This is a genomic window from Pseudomonas sp. NFR02, from assembly GCF_900119375.1.
Lineage (GTDB): Bacteria > Pseudomonadota > Gammaproteobacteria > Pseudomonadales > Pseudomonadaceae > Aquipseudomonas > Aquipseudomonas paracarnis.
This window is the reverse complement of sequence record NZ_FPJJ01000012.1, coordinates 40475-62863: the sequence shown is the minus strand read 5'-3', so window position 1 is coordinate 62863 and position 22389 is coordinate 40475. Positions and strand designations below refer to the sequence as shown.

The following is a 22389-nucleotide window of genomic DNA, read 5'->3' as shown; positions in this document are numbered from 1 at the left end:
TGAATGCCTGGAGTCTAACAGGGCGACGTCAAATCGCCACTACCGCTTATTGGCTAATACTTCAGTGCGAAAACCCGCGTGCCAGCATCAAGGCGACGCCCAGCAGCAAGACGGCCGTGACCCGCTGCAACAACACCCGGCGCTTGGGGTTTTCCAGCACGTGCTTGATGCGCTGGCCGAAATAGCAATACAGGCAGCCGCTGGCAAATTGCAGCAGCAGGAAGGTCAGGCCAAGGATGGCGATGTCCGCCGCCGAACTGTGTTCACCGGCGCCGGCAAACTGCGGGAACACGGCGCTGAACATGATGATGGTCTTGGGGTTGGAAAACCCGGTCAACAGCCCTTTGCCAAACAGGCTGCGCGAACCCTCCACGGCACCTGCGTTGTTGATCGACACGCCGCTGCTGGTCCACTGCTTGTAGGCCAGGTAGAGAATATAGGCCACACCGACAAACTGGATGGTCTGGGTAATGGCAAGGTTGCCCTTGATCAGTTCCGAGAAGCCCACGGCAAAGATCAGGATGGAAATCAGGTAAGACACACTGGCGCCGATCTGCGCGGGGATCGAACTGCGCAGGCCGTCCTTCAGGCCCAGGCTCAACAACAACAAGGTCATGGGGCCGGGGCTGAAGGTCATGGTGGCGCAAAACAGCAAAAAGTAGAGAAACGACGACAGGGTTAACGCACTTGTCATGGCCAGGGACCTTGAATTAAGAGAACAACAGCAACGAGGCGAGCGCCTCAAGCGCCCGCCCCAGGCCGGTCAGGCGACGGCGATTTCAGTCGTCAGGGACTCGCGGTACATCACCGCAAGGTCAGCCAGCGCGGCCTTGGCGGTCTGGTTACGGGTTTCAAACGCCACCAGGCCCTTCCAGTTGGTCTCGACAATGGCCTGCACCACATCGGCGTAATCACAGTTACCGTCATGGATGCCGAAGTGCTGGTCTTGCACGCCGTTGTTATTGCTGAAAGAGATGCCCTTGATCAGGTGGTGATACTTGCGCACCACTTCTGCCGGCAGGCCGTTCTCGATGTTGGCATGGCCGGCGTCGAGGAAGAAGTACACATTGCTGTGGGCTTGCAGGCGCTCGAACACAAAAGCGTATTCCGCTTCATGGGTAAAGATGTAGTGGAACGGCCGATAGTTGACGTAGTTGGACAGGTTCTCCAGGTAGATATCCGTGCCCTTGGCCTCGGCGTAGCGCGCCAGTTCCTGCACCGACTTGAGGTAATGCTCCAGGGCAACCTTCTTGGCCATCAGCACCATTTTCGGCTCGACGATGCAACCGCCGTGAATGATCAACGGCGCGCCCAGGCGGCTGGCGATGTCGATTTCCTTTTTCACATACTCCACGGCAGCGCTGCGGAAGGCTTCTACATCACTGCCCAACGGTGCCTTGAAGTTGCCGTGGAAAACCGGCTTGACCCCAGTCGCCGTGATTTGCGCCTGCAGGCTTTCGATACGCGCCTCGGTCCAGTCATCGACCATTTCGCCGAACAGGCTGCCGTCGATGTACCAGTGGGTGCAGTCACCTTCGATGGCGGTTTGCAGGCCCTTTTCGGCGCCCAGGTATTTCTGGTGGGCCACACCGGTGCAGAACGGGACGGTGGCGTTGATCAGTTTGCTTTCCATGGAGCGATTCCTTTCGTTGATGGAGTGTCAGGCGAATTGACGTTCAGGAAGATTGATGGCCATGAAGTCGGCCTTGGTCACGCCGCAATCCGGGCATGTCCAGTCTTCAGGCACCTCTTCCCAAGGGGTGCCTGCGGGAATTCCGTCCTCCGGAATACCCAGTTCTTCTACGTACATAAAACCGCAGGGTGCGCACATATAAGTCTTCATGGAAATGCAAAATCCATTGCTCAGGTGTAGGAAATATCGCCATCTCCAGGCGAGATGCCGCGCAGTCTAGGGGAGTGGCATTGCGCAAGGCAGGTAAAGTGATGCCTAATCCGGCCTCACTTCACCGGTAAAATCACCTGCAAACACAAGGACGCGTCATGTTTGTATCCGCCATCGCTTTCGTAGAAGGCACGCCCAAGGTCCAGCAGATCGTCGAGGCGTTCAGCCACGCCATCGAAAATGGCGAATGGGCACCGGGCAGCAAACTGCCATCCGTGCGTGAGCTGACCCAGATCCTCGGCGTCAGCAAGTTCACCCTCAATGAGGCTCTGGACCGCCTGCGCGGTCGCCACCTGCTGACCTCGAGCCAGGGCCGCGGCTACTTCGTGGCGATGGACAGCACACGCCCTGCTTCGGCGACCTGGGTCGATCTACTGCCCCAAGACCTGCTCAGCGTATTGCGCCGGCCCTTGGCCACCGCCAGTGGCGAACTGCGGCCCGGTGGCGGGCACCTGCCGGAGGACTGGCTCAATGGCGAAGCGATCCGCCAGGCCATGCGCAGCGTGGTGCGTGCGCCGTCGCTGCGCATCGCCGGGCTGGGCACGCCGGCGGGGCTGTTGCCGTTGCGCCAGGCGCTGCAACAGAAACTGCATGGCGAAGGCTTGTCGGTGCCGGTGGAGCAAATCATCACCACCCCCAACACCGTGCAGGGCCTGGACATGCTCATGCGCCTGCTTGCACGCCCCGGCGACACGGTGTTGCTCGACGCGCCGTGCTATTTCAACTTCCACGCCAACCTGGCGCTGCATGGGGTCAAGGTCGTTACCATCGAGCGCCGCCCCGATGGGTTCGATTTCGCGGCCCTCGAACAGTTGCTGGCCGAACACCGCCCCAGCCTTTACCTGACCACTAGCGTTCTGCATAACCCCACCGGGCATTCCTTCAGCCCCAGCCAGGCGTTTCGGCTGCTGCAACTGACCCAGCACTATCACTGCCATATCGTCGAGGATGATCTTTATGGCGACCTGCATCCCAACCCTCCTCCACGCCTGGCCGCCGTCGCCGGGCTGGAGCAGGTCACCTACCTGTCGGGGTTCTCCAAGAGCCTCAGCGCCAACACCCGCGTCAGCTACGTCGTGGCCGCGCCGCAACTGGCCGCCAACCTCACCAATATGAAATTGATGAGCGGCGGCGTCACCTCCGAACTGTTCGAACAAATCGTCTACCGTATGCTCAGCGAAGGCAGCTATGCCAAGCATCGCAAGCGCATGGTGCAACGCCTGATGGAGGCCGGAGGGCGCGTCGAACAATGGCTCAAGCGCTGCGGGTGCGAACTGCCGATGGCGTATGAAGGCGGGATGTTCATCTGGGCACGCCTGCCGCCTGGCGTGAACGGCGAACTCCTGGCTCAGCAAGCCCTGAAACGCAGCATGGTGCTGGCGCCCGGTGCGTTGTTTGGCTATGACCCGGCCCATCGCGACTCGATGCGCTTCAATGTGGCTCACAGTGATGAGCCACGGGTGCAGCGGGTATTTGAGGCGCTGTTGTTGCATGGGGTGGCACACAAAAGCAAAAGCGGCCCAACGTAACCACGATGCGAAGCGAGTAGCTCTTGCTCTGATTTTGATCTCAGGCGCCCCGTTAAACCACGCTGGCCGGAATTCGACAGGGATTTGGGGGGTAAACCGGCAGGGATGCCGGTTTAGCCGCCCCGCGCCATGGATGGCGCGTGGCGGCGGCCCCCCAAATCACTGGCGGATTACGGGCACACCGAGCCTAAGCGAGGTGCCGAGTGGTGGGGCAAGAGCCCTTTGGTTACTTTGGGGCTTTTCCAAAGTGACCCGCCGTAAGGGCGGACCCCTAGGTGGCCGTTACCGCAGGAATGGATATGTACTCGGTATAACTGCGTCGGCTGTCAGGCCGCCTCCGCAGGCAAGCCAGCTCCCACAAATTGATCGCGGGGCGTCAGGTAGATAGGTGTCGGCTGGCAGGCCGCCATCGCAGGCAAGCCAGCTCCCACAGTTGGATCGCGGGGCGTCGGGTGGATACGCATCGGCTCGCGCCATAAGCCTCCCGTCAACCCGGCAACGGAATCACCCGCAACGGCCGCACCGACTTGTAGGAAAAGCTCGAATAGATCTCCTTGACGCAGGGCAACGTCTGCAAAACCTCGCGGGCAAACTCGCCAAACGATTCCAGGTCTTTGGCCACCACTTCCAGCAAAAAGTCATAGCGCCCCGAGACGTTATGGCACGCCACAATCTCCGGAATCGCCAACAGGCGCTGCTCGAACGCGCGGGCGATTTCCTGGGTGTGGCTTTCCATCATGATGCTGACAAACGCAGTCACCCCATAACCCAGCGCCTTGGGAGAAAGGATCGCCTGGTAGCCACTGATCACCCCGCTCTCCTCCAGGGTGCGCACCCGGCGCCAGCACGGTGAGGTGGTGAGGGCCACCCGCTCTGCCAACTCGGCCACGGTCAGGCGGGCGTTGCCTTGCAACGCGTTTAAAAGGGCTTTGTCCGTACGGTCCAGCTTGATGGGCATAACGTGCCTCTAATCATTATTTTTATCGATGTTTGATCCACAAACGCGGGTTTTTGCAGGCTTTTTCGCAAAGTTCATCTGTGGTTATGAGCATAGCATTGTAGGAAATAAGGAGCGCCCGACATGCACACTCAACACACCAGCTTCGGCTTTTGCACCCGTGCCATTCACCATGGCTATGACCCTGTTGACCATCACGGCGCCCTCGTTCCGCCCATCTACTTGTCTGCCACCTTCGCCTTCCCCACCGTCGAATACGGCGCCGCCTGCTTTGCCGGCGAAGCCAGCGGCCACTTCTATACGCGCATTTCCAACCCCACCCTGGCCCTGCTGGAGTCACGCATGGCCAGCCTGGAAAACGGCGAGGCCGCCGTAGCATTCAGCTCCGGCATGGGCGCGATTGCCGCAACGTTCTGGACCCTGTTGCGCCCGGGCGACGAGATCATCGTCAGCCAGACCCTCTATGGCTGTACCTTCGCCCTGTTGCACCATGGCCTGGGCGAATTCGGTATCAAGGTGCGGCATGTCGACCTGACCGACCTGGCCGCCCTGCAAGCAGCATTCTCCCCGGCCACGCGCATGCTCTACTGCGAGACGCCGGCGAACCCCAACCTGCGCCTGATCGACATCGCCGCCGTGGCCGAGTTGGCCCATCAACAGCCGAATGTCACCGTGGTGGTCGATAACACTTATTGCACGCCCTATCTGCAACGCCCCCTGGAACTGGGTGCCGATGTGGTGGTGCACTCGGCCACCAAATACCTCAGCGGCCACGGCGACATCACCGCAGGTGTTGCGGTGAGCCACCAGGCGCTGGCACAGCGCATCCGCCTGCAAGGGCTCAAGGACCTGACCGGCGCAGTGATGTCACCCCAGGACGCGTCGTTGCTGATGCGCGGCCTCAAGACCCTGGCCCTGCGCATGGACCGTCATTGCAGCAATGCCCAGGCGCTGGCCGAAGCCTTGCAGGCGCACCCGGCGGTGGAGAGTGTGATCTACCCCGGGCTGCGTTCCTTCCCCCAGTACGAACTGGCGACCCGGCAAATGAAACTGCCCGGCGGCATGATTGCCTTTGAACTCAAGGGTGGGATCGAGACGGGCCGGCGCTTTATGAACGCACTGCAACTGTTCACCCGTGCGGTCAGCCTGGGAGATGCCGAATCACTGGCCCAACACCCGGCGAGCATGACCCACTCCACCTACACCCCCGAGCAACTTGCGCAGCACGGTATCAGCGAGGGCCTGGTGCGTTTGTCGGTGGGGCTTGAAGACGTTGCCGACCTGCTGACGGATATCCAACAGGCCCTGGCCAAGTGCAGCGGTGCCAACCTGCGGCCAGCCCCCACAGCGGTTTATGCCATGAAATAGCGCCTCAAGCCGTGCGTTTTGCGGTGCCTGGGCGGCGGTCGGAAGGATCCGACTGCCGTTCTACATGTTTAATGCTTTTTTTTTCGCAGATTGGATCCCCCTCCTTTAGCCAGCCTGTACTAGCATGTCCGCAGCGGGACGCACTATCACTGCAGGTTATTCACATTCGTTACCTTCTTAACCCCCGTCGCTATAAAACCGAACACCTGCACGAAACTCACGGACGAATTGATGAACTCACACCTGTTCCCACAGATAGGCAAGGTCATCGCCAGCACCGGCAGCCGCCATTTTCCACGCATGCTGCATGACCTGATCCTCACCCAACTGGCAGTGGACGCCACCCATATCACCCAATTGCACGTCAGCCGCGAAGGCCTTGGCCGCCGCAAGATCAGCCCGGTGTACACCGATTCGGTGGCGGCCCTGGGCAGCGAGCAACTCGCCGCACAACTGCACCTCACGGGCCGCAAGGACGATGTGCGCTATGTACTGTCGGTGTATCGCTCGCACCCGTCCGACAGCTTTTCCGCGCAAGAACGCAGCATGCTCCAAGACTTCTCCGCGCTGTTGCTGCCCATGGTGGAAAAACACATCACCGCGCTGCAGCCATCGCTCCCAGACAGCCCGTGCGCAGTGCCCCAACATCAGGGCATCGACACCTTGCACCGACGCATTCAGGAGCGCCTGGTGCAATCGGGGCTGACCCTGTCCAACCGTGAACTGCAAGTGTGCGTAGGCCTGCTGGCCGGGCGCACCGCGCCGGAGTTGGCCGAACAACTGGCGTTGAAGGTCAACACCATCGAGAGCTACCTCAAGCGTGCGGCGATCAAGTTGGGGATCAGCGGGCGGCATTCGTTGTTGCGGTGGATGTACTCGACCGAAGACGGCACCCGTTTCTGAGCTCACGCCAATCAAACTGTAGGAGCATGCTCGCTTCTACACGGGGTATTCGAGCAAGCCCAGCTTTCAGCAAAAAAAACCGCCCTTGCGGGCGGTTCAAGAAAACTCGGCCTTGATCAGAAACCGAGGGAGAAACTCACCGTCACGGCGTGGTCTTTGTCGTTGCGCGAGAGTTGGCCGGAATAGCCCAGGCCCAGTCTGCCGTTCTGGCTGATCTGGTAATCCAGGCCCGCTTCCACCACCGCGCTGTCCTTGGCAATCGGCACGCCCTGGGTGCTGAACGAGCCACCGCCATTGATAAAGCTCAGGTCGGCGTCGGGCTTGGTGTCACCGAAGGCATGGCGCCAGCCGATGCTGCCCCGTGGGGTGATTTTCGAGCCGTTGCCCAGGGTGATGGTCTGGCCAATGCGCACGCCCAAGGTCGAGTAGGTGATGTCCTGGTCGGCATCGCCACGCAGGGCTGCCGAGCCGCCTTTTTCCTTGATGGTGTCGCTGTCATAGTTGACGTAGGCCAGGCCGGCGAACGGTTCCAGGGCCACGGTAGGGGTTTGAATGGTGTAGCCGACTTCACCGAACACCTGCGCACTGCGTGCCTTGTAATCGGCTTTGAGGCGTTGGCCTTCGCCACCGACGGCCACGTTGCGTTTGCTTTCAACGTCATGCCAGCTGTACGCCACGCCCATGCGTGCGGCGAAGGCTTCTTGCTGGTAGGCGGTGTAGGCCATCAGGTGGTAGCTGTCCACATCGGCGCTCGAGTTGCGGCGCTTGGCGTCCAGGTCGCTGCGGGTATAGCCGGCGGCCACGCCCACGCGCCAGGCGTCGTCCACTTGCTTGTCGGTACCGAGCAGGAAGCCGCTGAGGTTGCGGTCCAGCTTGGCGCTGTTGCTGTCACCGCCCATGTGGCCCCAGGTGCCGAGCACGCGCATCCAACCGACCATCTCGCCGTGGCAACCGGCGCTGCTCAGGTGGTTTTCGCTGGGTGCCAGGGCATTGCGCGGGTCGTCCTCGCGGTAGCAACCGGGTTGGCGCAGGCGCTCGTTGACCGCATCACGCACGTAACGCGAGTCTTCAAGCATGGCGCTGGCGGTGCTGGCGTGGATTTCGCCGGACAAGCTGTCGAAGGCCGCACGTGCCGCCGCTGCATCACCGTTAAGCAGTGCATTTTGCACCGCTGCGCCACCGACTGCGGTGCCTGTGCCCAACGCCGCCGCTACGCCGCGCTGGTTACCGGTGGCCGCCACGCTGGCGTAGCTGACGTCGTTGCGGCTGACCGCCAGGGCCACTTGGGTTGGGCTGTAGTTCAACGCGGTAGTGAGGAATGCCAGGTTCTCCAGGTTGGTGGTGGCAAAGGTGCCGTTGACCGCGCCCGCCGTCAGCAGGGTGTAGGTGGTGGCGCCGGCATAGGGTGCCAGGTTGACCACATTCAAGGTGCCGCCCAGGTTGGCGGTGCCGCCCACGGCCAGGGAGCCGGTGGTGGATGGGGTGATCACCAGGTTCAGCGCACCGGTGCTGGCGTTGGTGAAGTTGCCGGCAACGGTCAGCTTGCCACCGTCGGGCGTCACCGAGCCGTTGTTGACCAGCGAACCGACACTGCCGTTACCGGTCAGCCCCGCACCGTTGGCCACAGTGACTTGGCCGCCAAGCACCGCGCCTGGGTTGGCCGCGTTACCCACTTGCAGCACGCCCTCTTCCACCGCCACGGTGCCACTGAACGGCTGGTTGCCGGTCAGCAACAGCGCGCCTGCGCCTTGCTTGATCAGCGCACCGGTGCCGCTCAAGGTGCCGCTGAACTGGCCATTGGTGCGCTGGGTAAACAACAACCGCGCGTTGTTGAGGATCCTGCCACGCAGGCTGGTGGTGGTGCCCGCCAGCGTACCGCCACTGACGGTGGTGCCGCCGGTGTAGGTATTGGCGCCAGTCAGCAGCAAGGTGCCCGCATCCAGCTTGTTGATGCCGCCGGTTCCCACCAGCGGTGCATCAATCTGAGCGGTCACGCCGGAATTGACGCGCACTGGCGCCAGGCTGCCATCGGCCGCATTGGTCGGGCTCAAGCTACCGCCTGCGCCGGCGACCAGCGTGTAGCCGGCGTCCAGCACTTGCAGTCCAGTGAAGCCTTGGTTGCCAACTACGGTCACGGTGCCGCCCTGCCCGCCAAATACCGCGAACTGATTGGTGGACGCCTGCCCTTGAGTGCCGGTGGGGTCGGTCCAGTTGGTGCCTGGGCCCCAGGTACCACTGCCGCCGGTGATGCTGCCATCGGGGTTGGTGGTGCCGCCGTTCCAGAACTGGATCTGCCCTGGGGTGGTTTGCACCACCAGGTTGAGCTGGTTGGCCAGCGCCGTTTGCAGGCTCAGGTTACCCAGTGCCACCGGCAAGGTGCCAAAGGTGAGGCCGTTATCGGTCAAGCTGCCGCCGTAGCGGAACAGCTGGTACACGCCGACACCGAAGCCGCCGGTATCGCTGACGTTGAGGGTGCCGTCCAGGGTCAGGTTGCCCGCCACGTTCACCGCCGTACTGGAGGCACCCGGCGCACCGAGGGCGAAGTCCAGGGTGGTGCCCGATGACAAGGCCAGCGAACCCACCGACAGCGGCGTCGCGGCACCGGCCTGGAGCACCGAGCCATCAGCCATGTTCACCGCACCGCCCAGGGTACCGCTGCCGCCGAGGGTCGCGCCGCTGGCGACTTGCACTGCGGCGCTGTTCAAGGTGCCGTTGACCAGCAGGCTGCCGGTGTTGAAGTTGGTGTTGCCGGTAAAGGTGTTGTTGCCGCTGAGCAACAACGCGCCGGTGCCGGTTTTGTTCAACACACCGGTACCGGTGAGGTTGCCGGTGTAGGTGCCGTCGATGGCTTGCTCAAAGGTCAACGCCGCGTTGTTGGCGATAGCGCCTTGCAGGCTGGTGGTGTTGCCCGTGGTGCTGCCGCCGTTGAGCGTGGTACCGCCGCTGTAGGTGTTGGCCGCGGTCAGCAACAAGTCGCCGTTGCCATTTTTCACCAGGCCGCCGCTGCCGCTGACCACGCCGTTGAGGGCCAGGTCGTGGCTGCCGGCCAGGGTCAGCGCGCCACCCAGGTTGAGGGTATTGGCCAGTTGCAGGTCGGTGCTGCCATCCAGTTGCGCCGCGCCGCCGACCGTCAAGGCACCACTGCCCAGGGCAGCATTATTGCCAAGGATCAATTGACCGGCGTTCAGGCCAGTGCCGCCGCTGTAGCTGTTGACGCCATTGAGTGTCAGCGCTGCCGCACCGTTTTTCACCAGGCTGCCGCTGCCGCTGACAACCCCATCAAGGGTCAGCGCGTTGCTGCCTGCCACCGCCAAGGCACCGTTGAGCACGGCCGCATTGGCCAGGCTGACCGCCGCGTTGCTGTCTAGGGTAGTACCACCGGCCGCCGTCAGAGCGCCTGTGCCCAGGGCACTGTTATTACCCACCACCAGGGTGCCGCCATTGAGCGCGGTACCGCCGGTGTAGCCATTATTGCCGTTGAGTACCAGGGTGCCGCTGTCGAGCTTGGCCAGGGTGCCAGCGCCGTTGAGGGTCACGCCCAGGGTCGCGGTGGCGTTGGGGTCGACGCGTACCGCGGTGTTGCCGGTGCCGCCATTGACCAGGTTGAGCACGCCCGCCGTGCCGGAGCCCAGGGTGTAGCCATCAGTGACGAACTGCATGCCGGTGATGTTTTGCGTACCGTCCACCGTCACGTTGCCCGCCGCGCCTTGGAACACCGCGAAGCTGTTGGCCCAGCCTTGGTTGAGGGTGCCGTCGACATTGGTCCAGTTGGTATTGCCGGCGTTCCAGGTGCCGTTGCCGCCGTCAATCGCACCGTTGCCGATCAGGCTGTTGCCATCCCAGAACTGCACGGTGGTGTTGGGCGCAGTCACCAGCAGGTTGACCTTGTTGGTGATCGCGGTCTGCACTTGCAGGTCGCCCGGCACCACGCTGCCTGGCAGTGTGCCAAGAGCCAGGCCGTTATCGGTCAAGGCCCCGGTGTAGTTGATAAGGTTGTAGACGCCGCTGCCAAAGCCGCCGATATCAGTGACATTGAGGTTGCCGTCCAGGGTCAGATTGCCGCCGACATTCAGCAGGCCTGTGCCGCCACCCAGCACCGGAGTGCCGAGACCGACATCCAGGTTCGAGTTGCCACCCAGCACCAACGAGCCCACCGACAGCGTGCTGCCGGTGGCCAAGCCGATGTGCCCACCGTCGGCCACGGTCACCGCGCCGGCCAATGAGCCGCTGCCGGCCAGGGTTGCGCCGCTGTTCACCGCCACTGTGCCGCTGGCCAGTGAACCGGTGACATTCAAGGTGCCGCCGTTGACGTTGGCCGCGCCGCTGATGGCATTGGTGCCGCTCAGGTTGAGCACTCCGCTGCCGTTTTTATCCAGGTTGCCGGCACCGTTGAGCGCACCGCCAAAGCTGTTATCCAGGTTGCTGCCACCCACCGCCAGCGTGTTGCCGCCAGCCACCTGTACCACGCCGTTGCCGGCCAGGCTGTTGAGGTTGGCGTTGCCACCCAGGTTGAGGTTGGCGCCGCTGCCGACAGTGACGCCGGAGGTGGTGCCCAGCGCACCATTACCCGTCGTGGTCACGCTGCCCGCCGCCACGGTCAGTGGGCCGCTGAAGCTGTTGTTGCCGGTCAGCAGCAGGTCCGCCGCGCCATTCTTGATCAGCGCTGCATTGCCAGCGAGTACACCGGCCAGGGTCAGGTTGTTGCTGCCTGCGACAGTGAGGTCGCCATTGAGGTTGACCGCATTGGCCAACACCAACGGCGTGCTGTTGGCCAGGGTCGCCGTACCGCCGACGGTCAATGCGCCCGAGCCCAGGGCCGTGGTGCTGCCGACGGTCAGCGTGCCGGCATTGAGGGCCGTGCCGCCGCTGTAGGTATTGGTGCCGTTGAGGGTCAGGTTGGCGCCACCGGCCTTGGTCAACGAACCACTGCCGTCCACTACACCGTTGAGGCTCAGATCGTTGCTGCCGCCGACGGTGAGCGCGGCATTCAGGCTGGTGTTATTGGCCAGGGCCAACGCGGTGTTGGTGTCCAGGGTGGTTGCCCCATTGACCGCCAAGGCACCGCTGCCCAGGGCTGACGCATTGCCAAGGGTCAAGGAACCGGCATTCAATTGCGTGCCACCCAGGTAGGCATTGGCACCGTTGAGCGTCAGGTTGCCCGCACCGGTTTTGGTCAGCCCACCGCTACCGCTGACCAAGCCGTTCAGGCTCAGGTCGGCGGTGCCCAGAATGCCCAGGTTGCCGGCCAGATTCACCGTGTTGGCCAGGGCGACCGCCGTGCTGCTGTCGAGGGTGGTGCCGGCGGCCGCGTTCAGGGCACCACTGCCCAGGGCCGAATTGGAGGCCAGGATCAGGCCGCCTGCGTTGAGTGCGGTTGGGCCAGCATAGGTGTTGTTGCCACTGAGGGTCAGGTTGGCGATGCCATTCTTGATCAGGCTGCCCGTGCCCGCCACCGTGCCGGCCAGGGTCAGGGCATTGCTGCCGCCGAGGGTGAGGCTGCCGTTGACGTTGAGTGCATTGGCCAGGCTGACCGCGGTGTTGCTGTCCAGGGTGGTGCCGTTGGCGGTGGTCAAGAGGCCGCTGCCCAGGGCACTGTTATTGCCGACCACCAGGGTGCCGCCATCCAGGGCAGTGCCGCCGGTGTAGCTGTTGGCGCCGTTGAGCACCAGGGTGCCGGTGTCGAGCTTGGCCAGGGTGCCGCCTCCGTTAAGCGCCACGCCCAAGGTGGCAGTGACGCCGGGATCGACACGTACGGCGGTGTTGCCGCCCACGCCATTGAACAGGGTCAGGGCGCCCGCTGCCCCGCCGGCCAGGTTGTAGCCATCGGTGACGAACTGCAAACCAGTGATGGCTTGCGCGCCGTCAACCGTGACGGTGCCCGCCGTGCCTTGGAACACGGCAAAGCTGTTGGGCGTCCAGGCTGTATTGAATGCACCATTGACGCCGGTCCATTGGCTGCCGCCTGCACTCCAGGTGCCGCTGCCGCCTTCGATGGTGCCATTGCCCGTGGTTTGACTGCCGTCCCAGAACTGCACGTTGGTGCTGCCGTTGACCAGCAGGTTGATCTGGTTGCCGATCGCGGTTTGCAGGTCCAAGTCGCTGGCCGGAATGTTCACCGGCAGGCTGCCCAATAGCAGGCCGTTGTTGGTCAGGCCGCCGGTGTAGTCGATCAGGCGGTAGATACCCGCACCGAAGCCGCCGATATCGGTGACGTTGAGGGTGCCGTCCAGGGTCAGGTTGCCGTTGACCTGCACCAGCGCGGTGCCGCCCGTCGCGGGCGCGCCGAGGCCCGCATCCAGGTTGGCGTTGGCATTGAGCAGCAGCGAACCGGTGGTCAGGGTCGCGCCGGAATTGACGGCCAGGTGGCCGCCGTCGGCGATGCTCACGTTGCCCAACAAAGTACCGGTACCACCGAGGGTGGCACCACTGCCCACCGCCACGTTGGCGCTGGCCAGGGAACCATTGACGAGCAAGCTGCCGGCGTTGACCTGGGCGTCCCCGGTCACCACGCTGAGGCCACCGAGGGTCAAGGCGCCTGTGCCGTCTTTGGCCAGGTTACCGAGGCCTGCCACGACGCCGTTGAAGGTGCTGTCCAGATTATTGTTGCCGACGCTCAAGGTGCTGCCGGCCCCTACGGTTGCAAGCCCGGTACCCGTGAGGGCGCCCAGGCTGGCGCTACCGCCCAGGTTGAGGGAAGTACCGCTCGCCAGGTTGACCCCGGCGCCGACACCCAGTGCTCCGTTGCCCAGCGTGGTGAGGCTGCCTGATTGCACATCGAACAGGCCGTTGAAGGTGTTAGTACCGGTCAGGCTCACATCCGCCGTGCCGGTTTTGACCAGGCTGCCGCTGCCGGCCAGCACGCCGGCCAGGGTCAGGTTGTTGTTGAGACCGCCCACGGTCAGCCCAGCGTTGAGGTTGACCGCATTGGCCAATACCAGCGGTGTGCTGTTGGCCAGAGTAGCTGCACCGTTTACGTTCAAGGCGCCGGTACCCAGGGCTGCTGCCGTGCCCAGGGTCAGCGTGCCGGCGTTGAGGCTGGTGCCGCCTTGGAAGGTGTTGACGCCATTGAGGGTCAGGTTGGCCGCGCCGTCTTTGCTCAGGCCAGCCGTGCCGGTGACCAGGCCACCCAGGGTCAGGTCGTTGCTGCCGGTGACGGCGAGGTTGGCGTCAAGCACGACGCCATTGCCCACACTCAGCGCTGCCGTGTTATCCAGGGTCGCCGCGCCGCCAACGGTGAGGTTGCCCAGGCCAAGGGCGGTGGCGCTGCCCAAGGTCAGCGTACCGGCGTTCAGGGTGGTGCCACCCAGGTAGGCGTTGGCGCCGCTCAGGATCAGATTGGCCGTGCCCTCCTTGGTCAGGCTGCCTGCACCGTTGATTGCGCCGCCGAGGGTCAGGTCAGCGGTGCCGCCGATGCCCAGGTTGCCCGCCAGATTGATCGCGTTGGTAGTGGTGACCGCCGTGCTCGCGTCCAAGGTGGTACCGCCTGCGGCATTCAACACGCCCGCGCCCAGCGCCGTATTGCTGGCCAGGATCAGCCCGCCTGCGTTCAAGACCACAGGGCCCAGGAAGGTATTGGTGCCGCCGAGTGTCAGGCCTGCCGTGCCATTCTTGACCAGGCCACCGGTGCCGCTGATGGCGCCATTGAGCGCCAATGCGTTGCTGCCGCCGACCGTCAGGCTGCCGCTGAGTACCGCATCATTGCCCAGGGTTACAGAGGCGTTGCTGTCCAGGGTGGTGCCCGCCGCAGCGGTCAGCGTGCCAGTGCCCAGCGCGGTGTTGCTGCCGACCACCACCGTGCCGCCATTGAGCAAGGTGCCGCCGGTGTAGCTGTTGGCGCCATTGAGCACCAGCGTGCCGGTATCGAGTTTGTTCAGCACGCCCGCGCCGGTGATATCGACGCCGAGGGTGGCAGTCGCCAGTGGGTCGACGCGTACGGCGAAGTTGCCGCTGCCGGTGCTCAACTGCCCACCGGTGCCATTGACCAGGCTGTAGCCATCGGTGACGAATTGCAGACCGGTGATGGTTTGTACGCCATCCACGCTGACAGTGCCCGCAGCACCTTGGAACACCGCAAAGCCACCGCCCCAGGTCTGGTTGGAAAGGCCGTCGGCCGAGGTCCAGTTGGTGCCCCCCGCTGTCCAGGTGCCGCTGCCACCGTCAACAGTGCCGTTGGCAAGGGTGTTGCTGCCGTCCCAGAAACGAATATTCGGCGCCGCTACCACCAGGTTGACCTGGCTGCCCACTGAGGTCTGTACCAGCAGATCACCCAGCCCATAACCCAGCGGCACCGTGTTGACGTTCAATGCGCCGGTCAAGCCGCCGGTGTAGTTGATCAAGCGATACACACCCGCGCCAAAGCCACCGGCATCGCTCACATTAAGGTCGCCGGCCAGATTCACGTTGCCGCCGACATTCATCAGCGAGGTCAGCGACGGTGCGCCAAGCGCCACATCCAGACTGGCCCCGGCACTCATGTTCAGGCCAGCGGCCGACAAGGTCGTGCCACTGCCCAGCGCCAGGTGCCCGCCGTTGTTGATATTCGCCGTACCCAATAGCGAGCCACTGCCGGTGAGGGTGCCGCCGGTATTCACGTTGACCGACGCGCTGCCCAGGGACCCATCGACATCCAGGGTGCCCGCGTTGATCGCCGTGTTACCGGTGATGCCATTGATTCCGTTGAGCGTGAGCGTGCCGGTACCCACTTTAATCAAGCTGCCCGCGCCGCTGAGGTCACCGTCAAAAGTACTGCTGGTGTTCACCCCTCCCACGGTGAGATTCAAACCGCCGCCGACTGCCACGCCACCCGCACCGCTGAGGCCGGCCAGGCTGGAATCGACGCCCAGGTTCAGTGCGGCGCCGGTGCTGACATTGACGCCAGAGGTGTTGCCCAATGCACCGGTGCTGCCGGTGGTGACGCTGCCGGAGACAATATTCAATGGCCCGGTGAAAGTGTTGTTGCCGCTCAAGGTCAGGTCAGCCAAGCCATTTTTGATCAGCGCACTGGCGCCGCTGAGCACGCCGCTGAGGTTCAGGTCATTGTTGCCCGCGAGCGTCAGGTCGCCATTCAAGGCAATCCCGTTGCCCAGGGTAAGGGCCGCACTGTTATCCAGGGTTGCCGCACCGCCGACCGTCAAGGGGCCTGCGCCCAATGCGCCTGCCGTGCCCAAGGTCAACGTACCGGCGTTGAGGCTGGTGCCACCGGTGAACGTGTTGATGCCGTTAAGGGTCAGGTTGGCCAGGCCATCCTTGATCAGCGCACCCGCGCCGCTGACCACACCGCCCAGGGTCAGCCCGTTGGTGCCACCGACGGTCAGCCCGGCGTTGAGGGCAATACCATTGCCTAACGCCACCGCCGAGTTGCTGTTAAGGGTGGCGGCGCCGCCGACGGTCAAGTTGCCCAGGCCAAGCGCCGTGTTGCTGCCGACGGTCAGCGTGCCGGCATTCAGCGTGGTGCCACCCAGGAAGTTATTGCTGCCGCTCAGTGTCAGGCCGGCTGTGCCGTTCTTGGTCAGGCTGCCTGCACCGTTGACTGTGCCGCCCAGGGTCAGGTTGGCGCTGCCACCGATTCCTAGGTTACCGGCCAGGTTGATCGCGTTAGTCAGCGTGGCACTGGTGCTGGCGTCCAGGGTCGTGCCTGCGGCTGCATTCAACGTACCCGCACCCAAGGCACCGGTAGCGCCAATCACCAGCTTGCCGCTGTTGAGTGCCGTGTTGCCCAGGTAAGTGTTCGCTTGATTGAGGATCAGATCCGCCGGGCCGTTCTTGATCAACCCACCAAGGCCCGCCACCACACCGCCAAGGGTCAGCGCGTTGCTGCCGCCAAGGGTCAGGTTACCGCCCAGGTTGAGGTTATTGCCCAGGCTCACTGCTGCACTGGCATCCAACGTGGTACCCGCCGAGGCGTTCAACGCACTGGCGCCGAGTGCAGTATTGGAGCCAACCACCAGCGAACCGGCGTTGAGGGCCGTGGCGCCGGTGTAAGTATTGTTGCCCGTAAGCGCCAGGCTCGATACGCCCTCCTTGATCAACCCGGAACCACCGCTGACAACCCCGCCAAGGGTCAGCGGGTTCACGCCGTCTACGGTCAGATTGGCGTTCAAGGTAATCGCATTGCTGGTTGTCAGCGCAGCATTGCTCTGCAAAGTACCTGCACCCGCCACGGTCAAGGCACCGGTACCTAGCGCCGCGGCATTGCCCAATGTAAGCGTGCCGGCGTTCAAGGTGGTACCACCCTGGAAGGTGTTGGCGCCACTGAGGATCAATTCGCCGGTACCCGCTTTGCTCACACCCGCGGCGCCCGAGATCACACCACTCAGGTTCAGCCCGGTCGAGGCGCCCTGTACCGTTAAACCACCGGTACCCAGGGTCAACAGGTTGGCCAGTGTCAAGCCGTTGCCGGTGGCCTCGATAGCGCCGCCGTTAGACGTGAGCACACCGCTGCCAAATGTCGCGTTGTTATTGAATTGCGCCACACCGCCATTGAGCGTAGTGCTGCCGCTGACCAACGGCCCCTGCAACGTCCAGGTGCCACTATTGATGGCCAGGTTGTTGAAGTTGACATAGTTGGCGCTTGAAGCCGTGCCGGTGCCTGTACTGCCACCACCCACGCCCGTCGTGTTTTCAAGGATAAGCGAGTTGCTGCCGCCTGCGCCGCCGTCCACCTGGCCGGTGGGGGCGAACGTCAGGTTCACGCCGATCAGTCCGCCAAGGCTTAAGCCGAGGCCGCCGCCGTTGGTCACTTGCGAGCCCGTGACTGCCGTAAAGGTGTTGGTACTGGCGGCCCCCATCGACACACCGCCAGAGATAGTGCCGGTGTTGCGGAACGTGTTCCCTGTAGTGGAGCTCTCGAACGCCACGCGCCCGGTCAGGGTGCCGTTATTCGTCATATTGACCTGCCCGCCACCCTGCACGGCCACCACCGGGGTATCGGAAGTGAGCAGCGACAGGCCGAGCAAAGAAGAAGAACCAATGACCCCGTTGTTGACGATCGTGGTGGTGCCGCCTGCGCCGTTGGTGGCGTTCAGGGCCATGCCGTCCAGCGAGGCCAGGTTCAGCCCCAGCAATGCGCCAGTACCGCGCATGATGCCGGAGGCGCTGTTGGTGATGTTCAATGCGCTGGCTGCCGTGTTGCCGATCACTACGCCACCGCTCAGCACCGAAACCAATCCGAGAAGTGCCGGGTCAATGGTGCCGGAGTTGTTCAACGTCGTATTGTTGCCGGTCAGGGTCAGTGCTTTACCGCCCAACGTCGCATTGAGCTGCGCCCCCGCGTTGACGTTGACCGTCAGGCTGTTGACTGCACTGCTGAAGGTATTGAGAAACAGCGGCAATGTCGGCACACCCGTACAGGTCACCGTCGCTCCAGCGGTGGGACTCGCCGGGCTACAGGCGGCGAACACATCCGGGCTCGCCAGCCCCATCACCAGCCCGGCTACGCCCAGGCGGATCGCAAGAGAAAGCGCAGAAATACGAGGTAAAGCGGCAGTCGCAAGTCTTCTATCCACGTTCTACTCCTTGTGGTCCAAGCCTTTCATCCGTGACTGCGTGCACGCCTTGTTTCAACGATCCACACGCATCGAATTCGAAACACCTGACCGTGGTGACTACTGGTTCAGTTTTTCGAAACGTTAGTAGACCTGCGCGAAAGCCATTGAATTAAATGGTATTAATACTTTCGTAAAACCGGCGTAAAAATGGGATGAGCGCCAACATCCATTGACTGTCGCGACAAAAATACAAGTTTCAAAATGTGAAAAAGCGCTCTAATAGCGCCCTATCCTCCCCACCGTAGGAGCGAGCCTGCTCGCGAAAATCCTCAACGATGACGCGACAAACCAGACACAACGCGGTGCCCTTGCGTTCTTCGCAAGCAAGCTCGCTCCTACCGTTGATCGATGCAAATGCTGGAGTTCGTAATGCCCCATGAAGGCAACCTGTTACAAGCAGCCGTGGTGTTCTTGTTCGCCGCCGTGCTGACCGTGCCCCTGGCCAAGCGCCTGCAATTGGGCGCGGTGCTGGGCTATCTGTTCGCCGGTGTGATCATCGGCCCGTCAGTACTCGGCCTGATCGGCAACCCGCAAAGCGTGGCGCAGTTTTCTGAACTGGGCGTGGTGCTGTTGCTGTTCATCATCGGCCTGGAATTGTCACCCAAACGTTTATGGGTGATGCGCAAGGCGGTGTTCGGCGTCGGTCTGGCCCAGGTCCTGCTCACCGGTGTGGTGATGGGCGCGGTCGCGCTGTGGCTGTTTGGCCAGTCGTGGAACAGCGCCATCGTGCTGGGCCTTGGCCTGGCACTATCCTCCACGGCGTTTGGCCTGCAAAGCCTGGCCGAACGCAAGGAACTCAACCAACCCCACGGGCGCCTGGCCTTTGCCATCCTGTTGTTCCAGGACATCGCCGCCATCCCGCTGATCGCCATGGTGCCGTTGCTGGCCGGCAGCGATCATCCGACCACCGAGGCCCAAGGCCTGCAACATGTGCTGCAGATCCTGGGCAGCATCGCCGTGGTGATCATCGGCGGGCGCTACCTGTTGCGCCCGGTGTTTCGCATCGTGGCCAAGACCGGCCTGCGCGAAGTGTCCACCGCCACCGCGTTGCTGGTGGTGATCGGCACCGCCTGGCTGATGGAGTTGGTGGGCGTGTCCATGGCCTTGGGGGCCTTCCTCGCCGGCCTGCTGCTGGCGGATTCGGAATACCGCCACGAACTGGAATCCCAGATCGAGCCGTTCAAGGGCCTGCTGCTGGGGCTGTTTTTTATCAGCGTGGGCATGGGCGCCAACCTCAGTCTGCTGCTCAGCACACCGCTGGTGGTGATCGGCCTGACCCTGCTGCTGATCGGCTTGAAGCTGCCGCTGCTGTACGCCGTCGGGCGAATGGTGGGCGACCTCAACCGCGAAAGCGCTTTACGCCTGGGCGTGGTGCTGGCGGCGGGGGGTGAGTTCGCCTTTGTGGTGTTCAAGATCGGCCGCGACCAGGGCCTGTTCGAACCGCAGCTGTACGACGTGCTGGTACTCACCATCACGCTGTCCATGGCCGTGACCCCGCTGCTGTTGCTGGTGTGCCCGAAGCTGTTCAAGCCCAAGGTCAAGCCGGTGGAAGTACCCGAGGAATACCGCGCCATCGAAAGCGATGCGCCCCGCGTGGTCATCGCCGGCATGGGCCGTATGGGCCAGATCGTGGCGCGCATCCTGCGCGCGCAGAACATCTCGTTCATCGCCCTCGACACCTCGGTGGAAACCATCGAGCTGACCCGCAGTTTCGGCGGTATGCCGGTGTTCTACGGCGACCCCCAGCGCCCGGAAATCCTCCACGCGGCCAAAGTCGATCAGGCGGAATTCTTCGTGATCGCCATGGACGACCCAGAGATCAACATCAAGACCGCCGAGTTGGTGCGCAACCTCTACCCGCACATGAAGATCATCGCCCGTGCGCGTAACCGCCAGCACGTACACCGCCTGGTGGACCTGGACGCTTCACCGGTGCGTGAAACCTTCTACTCCAGCCTGGAAATGAGCCGCCGCACCCTGGTCGGCCTCGGTTTGAGCCAGGCCCAGGCCGATGCGCGCATCAACCGCTTCAAGACCCACGACCAGCAGGTACTCGCCGCCCAACACGCGGTGTACGACGACGCGGCCAAGGTCATGCAAACCGCCCAGGAAGCCCGTGCGGAACTGGCGCGCCTGTTTGAAATGGACAGGCTTGAGGAAGAGTCTTCCGACAAAGTGTGACGGGGCCGATGAACGAGATTGCGAATTTTCTGACAGAATACGCCGCAATTTCGTTCATCCCCGGAGTGCTTCATGGCCACGTTCACCAAGACCGCAATGCTGCTGGCCCTCGCGCTCACCGCCGGCAGCGTATTCGCTGCTGCAAAGCCCACCACCCAGACCATCTCCACCTTGGGTGGCAAGTTCACCTTCAAACTGCCCAAGGCCTACAGCGCCGACACCCTGCCCTCCGGCACAGCGCAAGACGGCACCGCTGACACCCAAGGCACCCTGTACGCTAACTCAACGACGAAAAGTGTGGTGATCGTCGCCGAAACCGTGCGCAACGATGGGGCAACTATCCAGGATAACGACCCGCAGTTCCTAGACGGCGCCGTGGCCGATTTCGTCAAGGACCAGAGCGCTGCGCTGCCTGACTTCAAGAAACTGGGCGAGAAGAAACTCACCTACAAGGGCCTGGGCCTGCGCCAAGTGGACAGCAGCGCCACCCAAGGTGGTGGCAAGACCTTGAACTCCACATTCCTGGGTGGTTCGGGCAACCATTTGCTGGTGATTCAGGCCATTTCCCGGGCGGATGATGTGAAGGGGCATGCGCAGCTGGTGAAGCAGATTACGGGCGGCAAGTAACCCCCCTCTTCCAGCCAACACAAAACCCATGTGGGAGCGGGCTTGCCTACGATGGCGGTGTGTCAGTCACTGAATCTTTTACTGAGCCACCGCTATCGCAGCATAGGCATCTACATAACTCTGTAAGCTCAACGGTAACCACGATGCGAAGCGAGCCACTCTTGATCTTGCTCTTGATCTGAAGCGCCCCGTCAAACCACGCTGGCCGGAATTCGACAGGGATTTGGGGGGTAAACCGGCAGGGATGCCGGTTTAGCCGCCCCGCGCCATGGATGGCGCGTGGCGGCGGCCCCCCAAATCACTGGCGGATTACGGGCACACCGAGCCTAGGCGAGGTGCCGAGTGGTGGGGCAAGAGCGTTTTGCTTACTTTGCCGCTTTTGCAAAGTGAGCCGCCGTAAGGGCGGAACCCTAAGTGGCCGTTACCGCAGGAATGGATATGTACACGGTCCAACTGTGATGACTGCCAGGCCGTCTTCGCAGGCAAGCCAGCTCCCACATTGGATCGCGGGGCATCAGTTATATCTGTGTCGGCTGCCAGGCCGTCACGGGAGCAAGCTCCCTCGCCACAGATTTAGCGTCGTGCCGAAGTTGTGTAGATACCTATGGCTATCGCAGGCAAGCCAGCTCCCACATTTTTAACCGCATTTCACTTCAGGCTTTTCTCAAGCCAGGCTTTTAAGTCCTGGATTTCCGCTTCGCTGATGGTGTGATTCATCCCCGGGTACTCATGAAACTCCGGCTTGAGCCCCAACCCTGTCAGCACCTTGTTCGCCTGCGTGGCCGAGCTGAAGGGCAGCGCCTGGTCCAAGGTGCCATGGCCGATAAAGATCGCCAGCTTGCCCATGGACGCATCCGGTTTCAGCGCAGACCTGAGCCCCGGTAGCACGCTGCCACTGAGTGCGGCGATACCGCGCACCCACTCGGGTTCACGCAAGGCCACCTCGTAAGACATGATCGCGCCCTGGCTGAACCCCACCAGGAACACCCGATCACTTTGGGTGTGGTACTTGGCGGTGGCCTTGAGCACAAAGTCCTTGATCAGCCGGGCGCTGCTGAACAGTTCATCGGTCTCGCCGTTGTACTCAGGCTCATCGGTCTTGGTAAACCAACGATACCCCTGCGGCTCCACCGGCAGTGGCGCACGCACTGATAGGTAGGTCCAGGTAGACGGTAACGCGTCCTTGATGCCAAACAAATCTTCCTCGTTGCTGCCAAACCCATGCAGGAAGATCACCAGCGGCTGGTTGCGCGCATCGCCCTGGGTCTGCTCCAGGTAGGACAACGGCAAGTCGGTGTGCAAGCCGGTGTCGGCATGAGCGGCGCCGGCCACCAGGGCCAAGGCGAGGGCAAGCTGTTTGAGCATCGGGTTTAC

11 protein-coding genes are annotated in these 22389 nt (G+C 62.8%); 5 read left to right on the top strand and 6 right to left on the bottom strand.

The features are described 5' to 3' along the window. Nucleotides 1-61: 61 nt before the first annotated feature. The 3 genes from BT199_RS25760 to BT199_RS25750 all read right to left on the bottom strand — a co-directional run bounded on the left by BT199_RS25760 (nt 62) and on the right by BT199_RS25750 (nt 1843). Nucleotides 62-694, bottom strand: a complete 633-nt coding sequence (locus BT199_RS25760; protein ID WP_014718117.1) for a LysE family translocator — start codon at nt 692-694, stop codon at nt 62-64. A gap of 69 nt (nt 695-763) precedes the next feature. After that, nucleotides 764-1633, bottom strand: coding sequence for a sugar phosphate isomerase/epimerase family protein (locus tag BT199_RS25755; protein WP_014718116.1), 870 nt, complete (start codon nt 1631-1633; stop codon nt 764-766). Nucleotides 1634-1660: 27 nt separating this feature from the next. Continuing rightward, nucleotides 1661-1843, bottom strand: a complete 183-nt coding sequence (locus BT199_RS25750; protein ID WP_014718115.1) for a rubredoxin — start codon at nt 1841-1843, stop codon at nt 1661-1663. A 158-nt stretch (nt 1844-2001) separates the two neighbouring features. Between BT199_RS25750 and BT199_RS25745 the strand changes: the two genes are divergently transcribed. Next, nucleotides 2002-3432 carry an aminotransferase-like domain-containing protein gene (locus BT199_RS25745; RefSeq protein ID WP_019817295.1) on the top strand — a complete coding sequence of 477 codons (1431 nt, stop codon included), beginning with the start codon at nt 2002-2004 and terminating at the stop codon, nt 3430-3432. Nucleotides 3433-3919: 487 nt separating this feature from the next. Here BT199_RS25745 and BT199_RS25740 read toward each other — a convergent pair whose 3' ends face one another. Continuing rightward, a complete protein-coding gene (locus BT199_RS25740; RefSeq protein ID WP_014718112.1) occupies nt 3920-4390 on the bottom strand; it encodes an Lrp/AsnC family transcriptional regulator in 471 nt (156 codons plus the stop codon). A gap of 123 nt (nt 4391-4513) precedes the next feature. Here BT199_RS25740 and BT199_RS25735 point away from each other — a divergent pair, with 123 nt between their 5' ends. Both BT199_RS25735 and BT199_RS25730 read left to right on the top strand, forming a co-directional pair. Next, complete coding sequence (locus tag BT199_RS25735) at nt 4514-5758, top strand: methionine gamma-lyase (RefSeq protein WP_014718111.1); 1245 nt, start codon at nt 4514-4516, stop codon at nt 5756-5758. 231 nt (nt 5759-5989) lie between these two features. Continuing rightward, entirely contained in the window at nt 5990-6661 is a 672-nt protein-coding gene (locus BT199_RS25730; protein WP_072435738.1) for a helix-turn-helix domain-containing protein, read from the top strand. A gap of 116 nt (nt 6662-6777) precedes the next feature. Here BT199_RS25730 and BT199_RS25725 read toward each other — a convergent pair whose 3' ends face one another. Next, nucleotides 6778-18165: an autotransporter-associated beta strand repeat-containing protein gene (locus BT199_RS25725; protein WP_072435737.1), complete on the bottom strand. Its 11388-nt coding sequence runs from the start codon at nt 18163-18165 to the stop codon at nt 6778-6780. 411 nt (nt 18166-18576) lie between these two features. Between BT199_RS25725 and BT199_RS25720 the strand changes: the two genes are divergently transcribed. Both BT199_RS25720 and BT199_RS25715 read left to right on the top strand, forming a co-directional pair. After that, a complete protein-coding gene (locus tag BT199_RS25720) occupies nt 18577-20388 on the top strand; it encodes a monovalent cation:proton antiporter-2 (CPA2) family protein (RefSeq protein ID WP_019817299.1) in 1812 nt (603 codons plus the stop codon). 72 nt (nt 20389-20460) lie between these two features. Then, the gene (locus BT199_RS25715; protein ID WP_014718107.1) at nt 20461-21015 is read left to right on the top strand and encodes a DcrB/PsbP domain-containing protein; all 555 of its coding nucleotides are present in this window, start codon (nt 20461-20463) and stop codon (nt 21013-21015) included. A gap of 648 nt (nt 21016-21663) precedes the next feature. Here BT199_RS25715 and BT199_RS25705 read toward each other — a convergent pair. Continuing rightward, on the bottom strand, nt 21664-22380 hold the full coding sequence (locus BT199_RS25705; RefSeq protein ID WP_020303169.1) for an alpha/beta hydrolase: 717 nt from the start codon (nt 22378-22380) through the stop codon (nt 21664-21666). Nucleotides 22381-22389 lie beyond the last annotated feature (9 nt).

Bases quoted from the DNA above. Each gene is read 5' to 3' on its own strand.
- BT199_RS25760 (WP_014718117.1), bottom strand. From the start codon at position 694: ATGACAAGTGCGTTAACCCTGTCGTCGTTTCTCTACTTTTTGCTGTTT.
- BT199_RS25755 (WP_014718116.1), bottom strand. From the start codon at position 1,633: ATGGAAAGCAAACTGATCAACGCCACCGTCCCGTTCTGCACCGGTGTG.
- BT199_RS25750 (WP_014718115.1), bottom strand. From the start codon at position 1,843: ATGAAGACTTATATGTGCGCACCCTGCGGTTTTATGTACGTAGAAGAA.
- BT199_RS25745 (WP_019817295.1), top strand. From the start codon at position 2,002: ATGTTTGTATCCGCCATCGCTTTCGTAGAAGGCACGCCCAAGGTCCAG.
- BT199_RS25740 (WP_014718112.1), bottom strand. From the start codon at position 4,390: ATGCCCATCAAGCTGGACCGTACGGACAAAGCCCTTTTAAACGCGTTG.
- BT199_RS25735 (WP_014718111.1), top strand. From the start codon at position 4,514: ATGCACACTCAACACACCAGCTTCGGCTTTTGCACCCGTGCCATTCAC.
- BT199_RS25730 (WP_072435738.1), top strand. From the start codon at position 5,990: ATGAACTCACACCTGTTCCCACAGATAGGCAAGGTCATCGCCAGCACC.
- BT199_RS25720 (WP_019817299.1), top strand. From the start codon at position 18,577: ATGCCCCATGAAGGCAACCTGTTACAAGCAGCCGTGGTGTTCTTGTTC.
- BT199_RS25715 (WP_014718107.1), top strand. From the start codon at position 20,461: ATGGCCACGTTCACCAAGACCGCAATGCTGCTGGCCCTCGCGCTCACC.
- BT199_RS25705 (WP_020303169.1), bottom strand. From the start codon at position 22,380: ATGCTCAAACAGCTTGCCCTCGCCTTGGCCCTGGTGGCCGGCGCCGCT.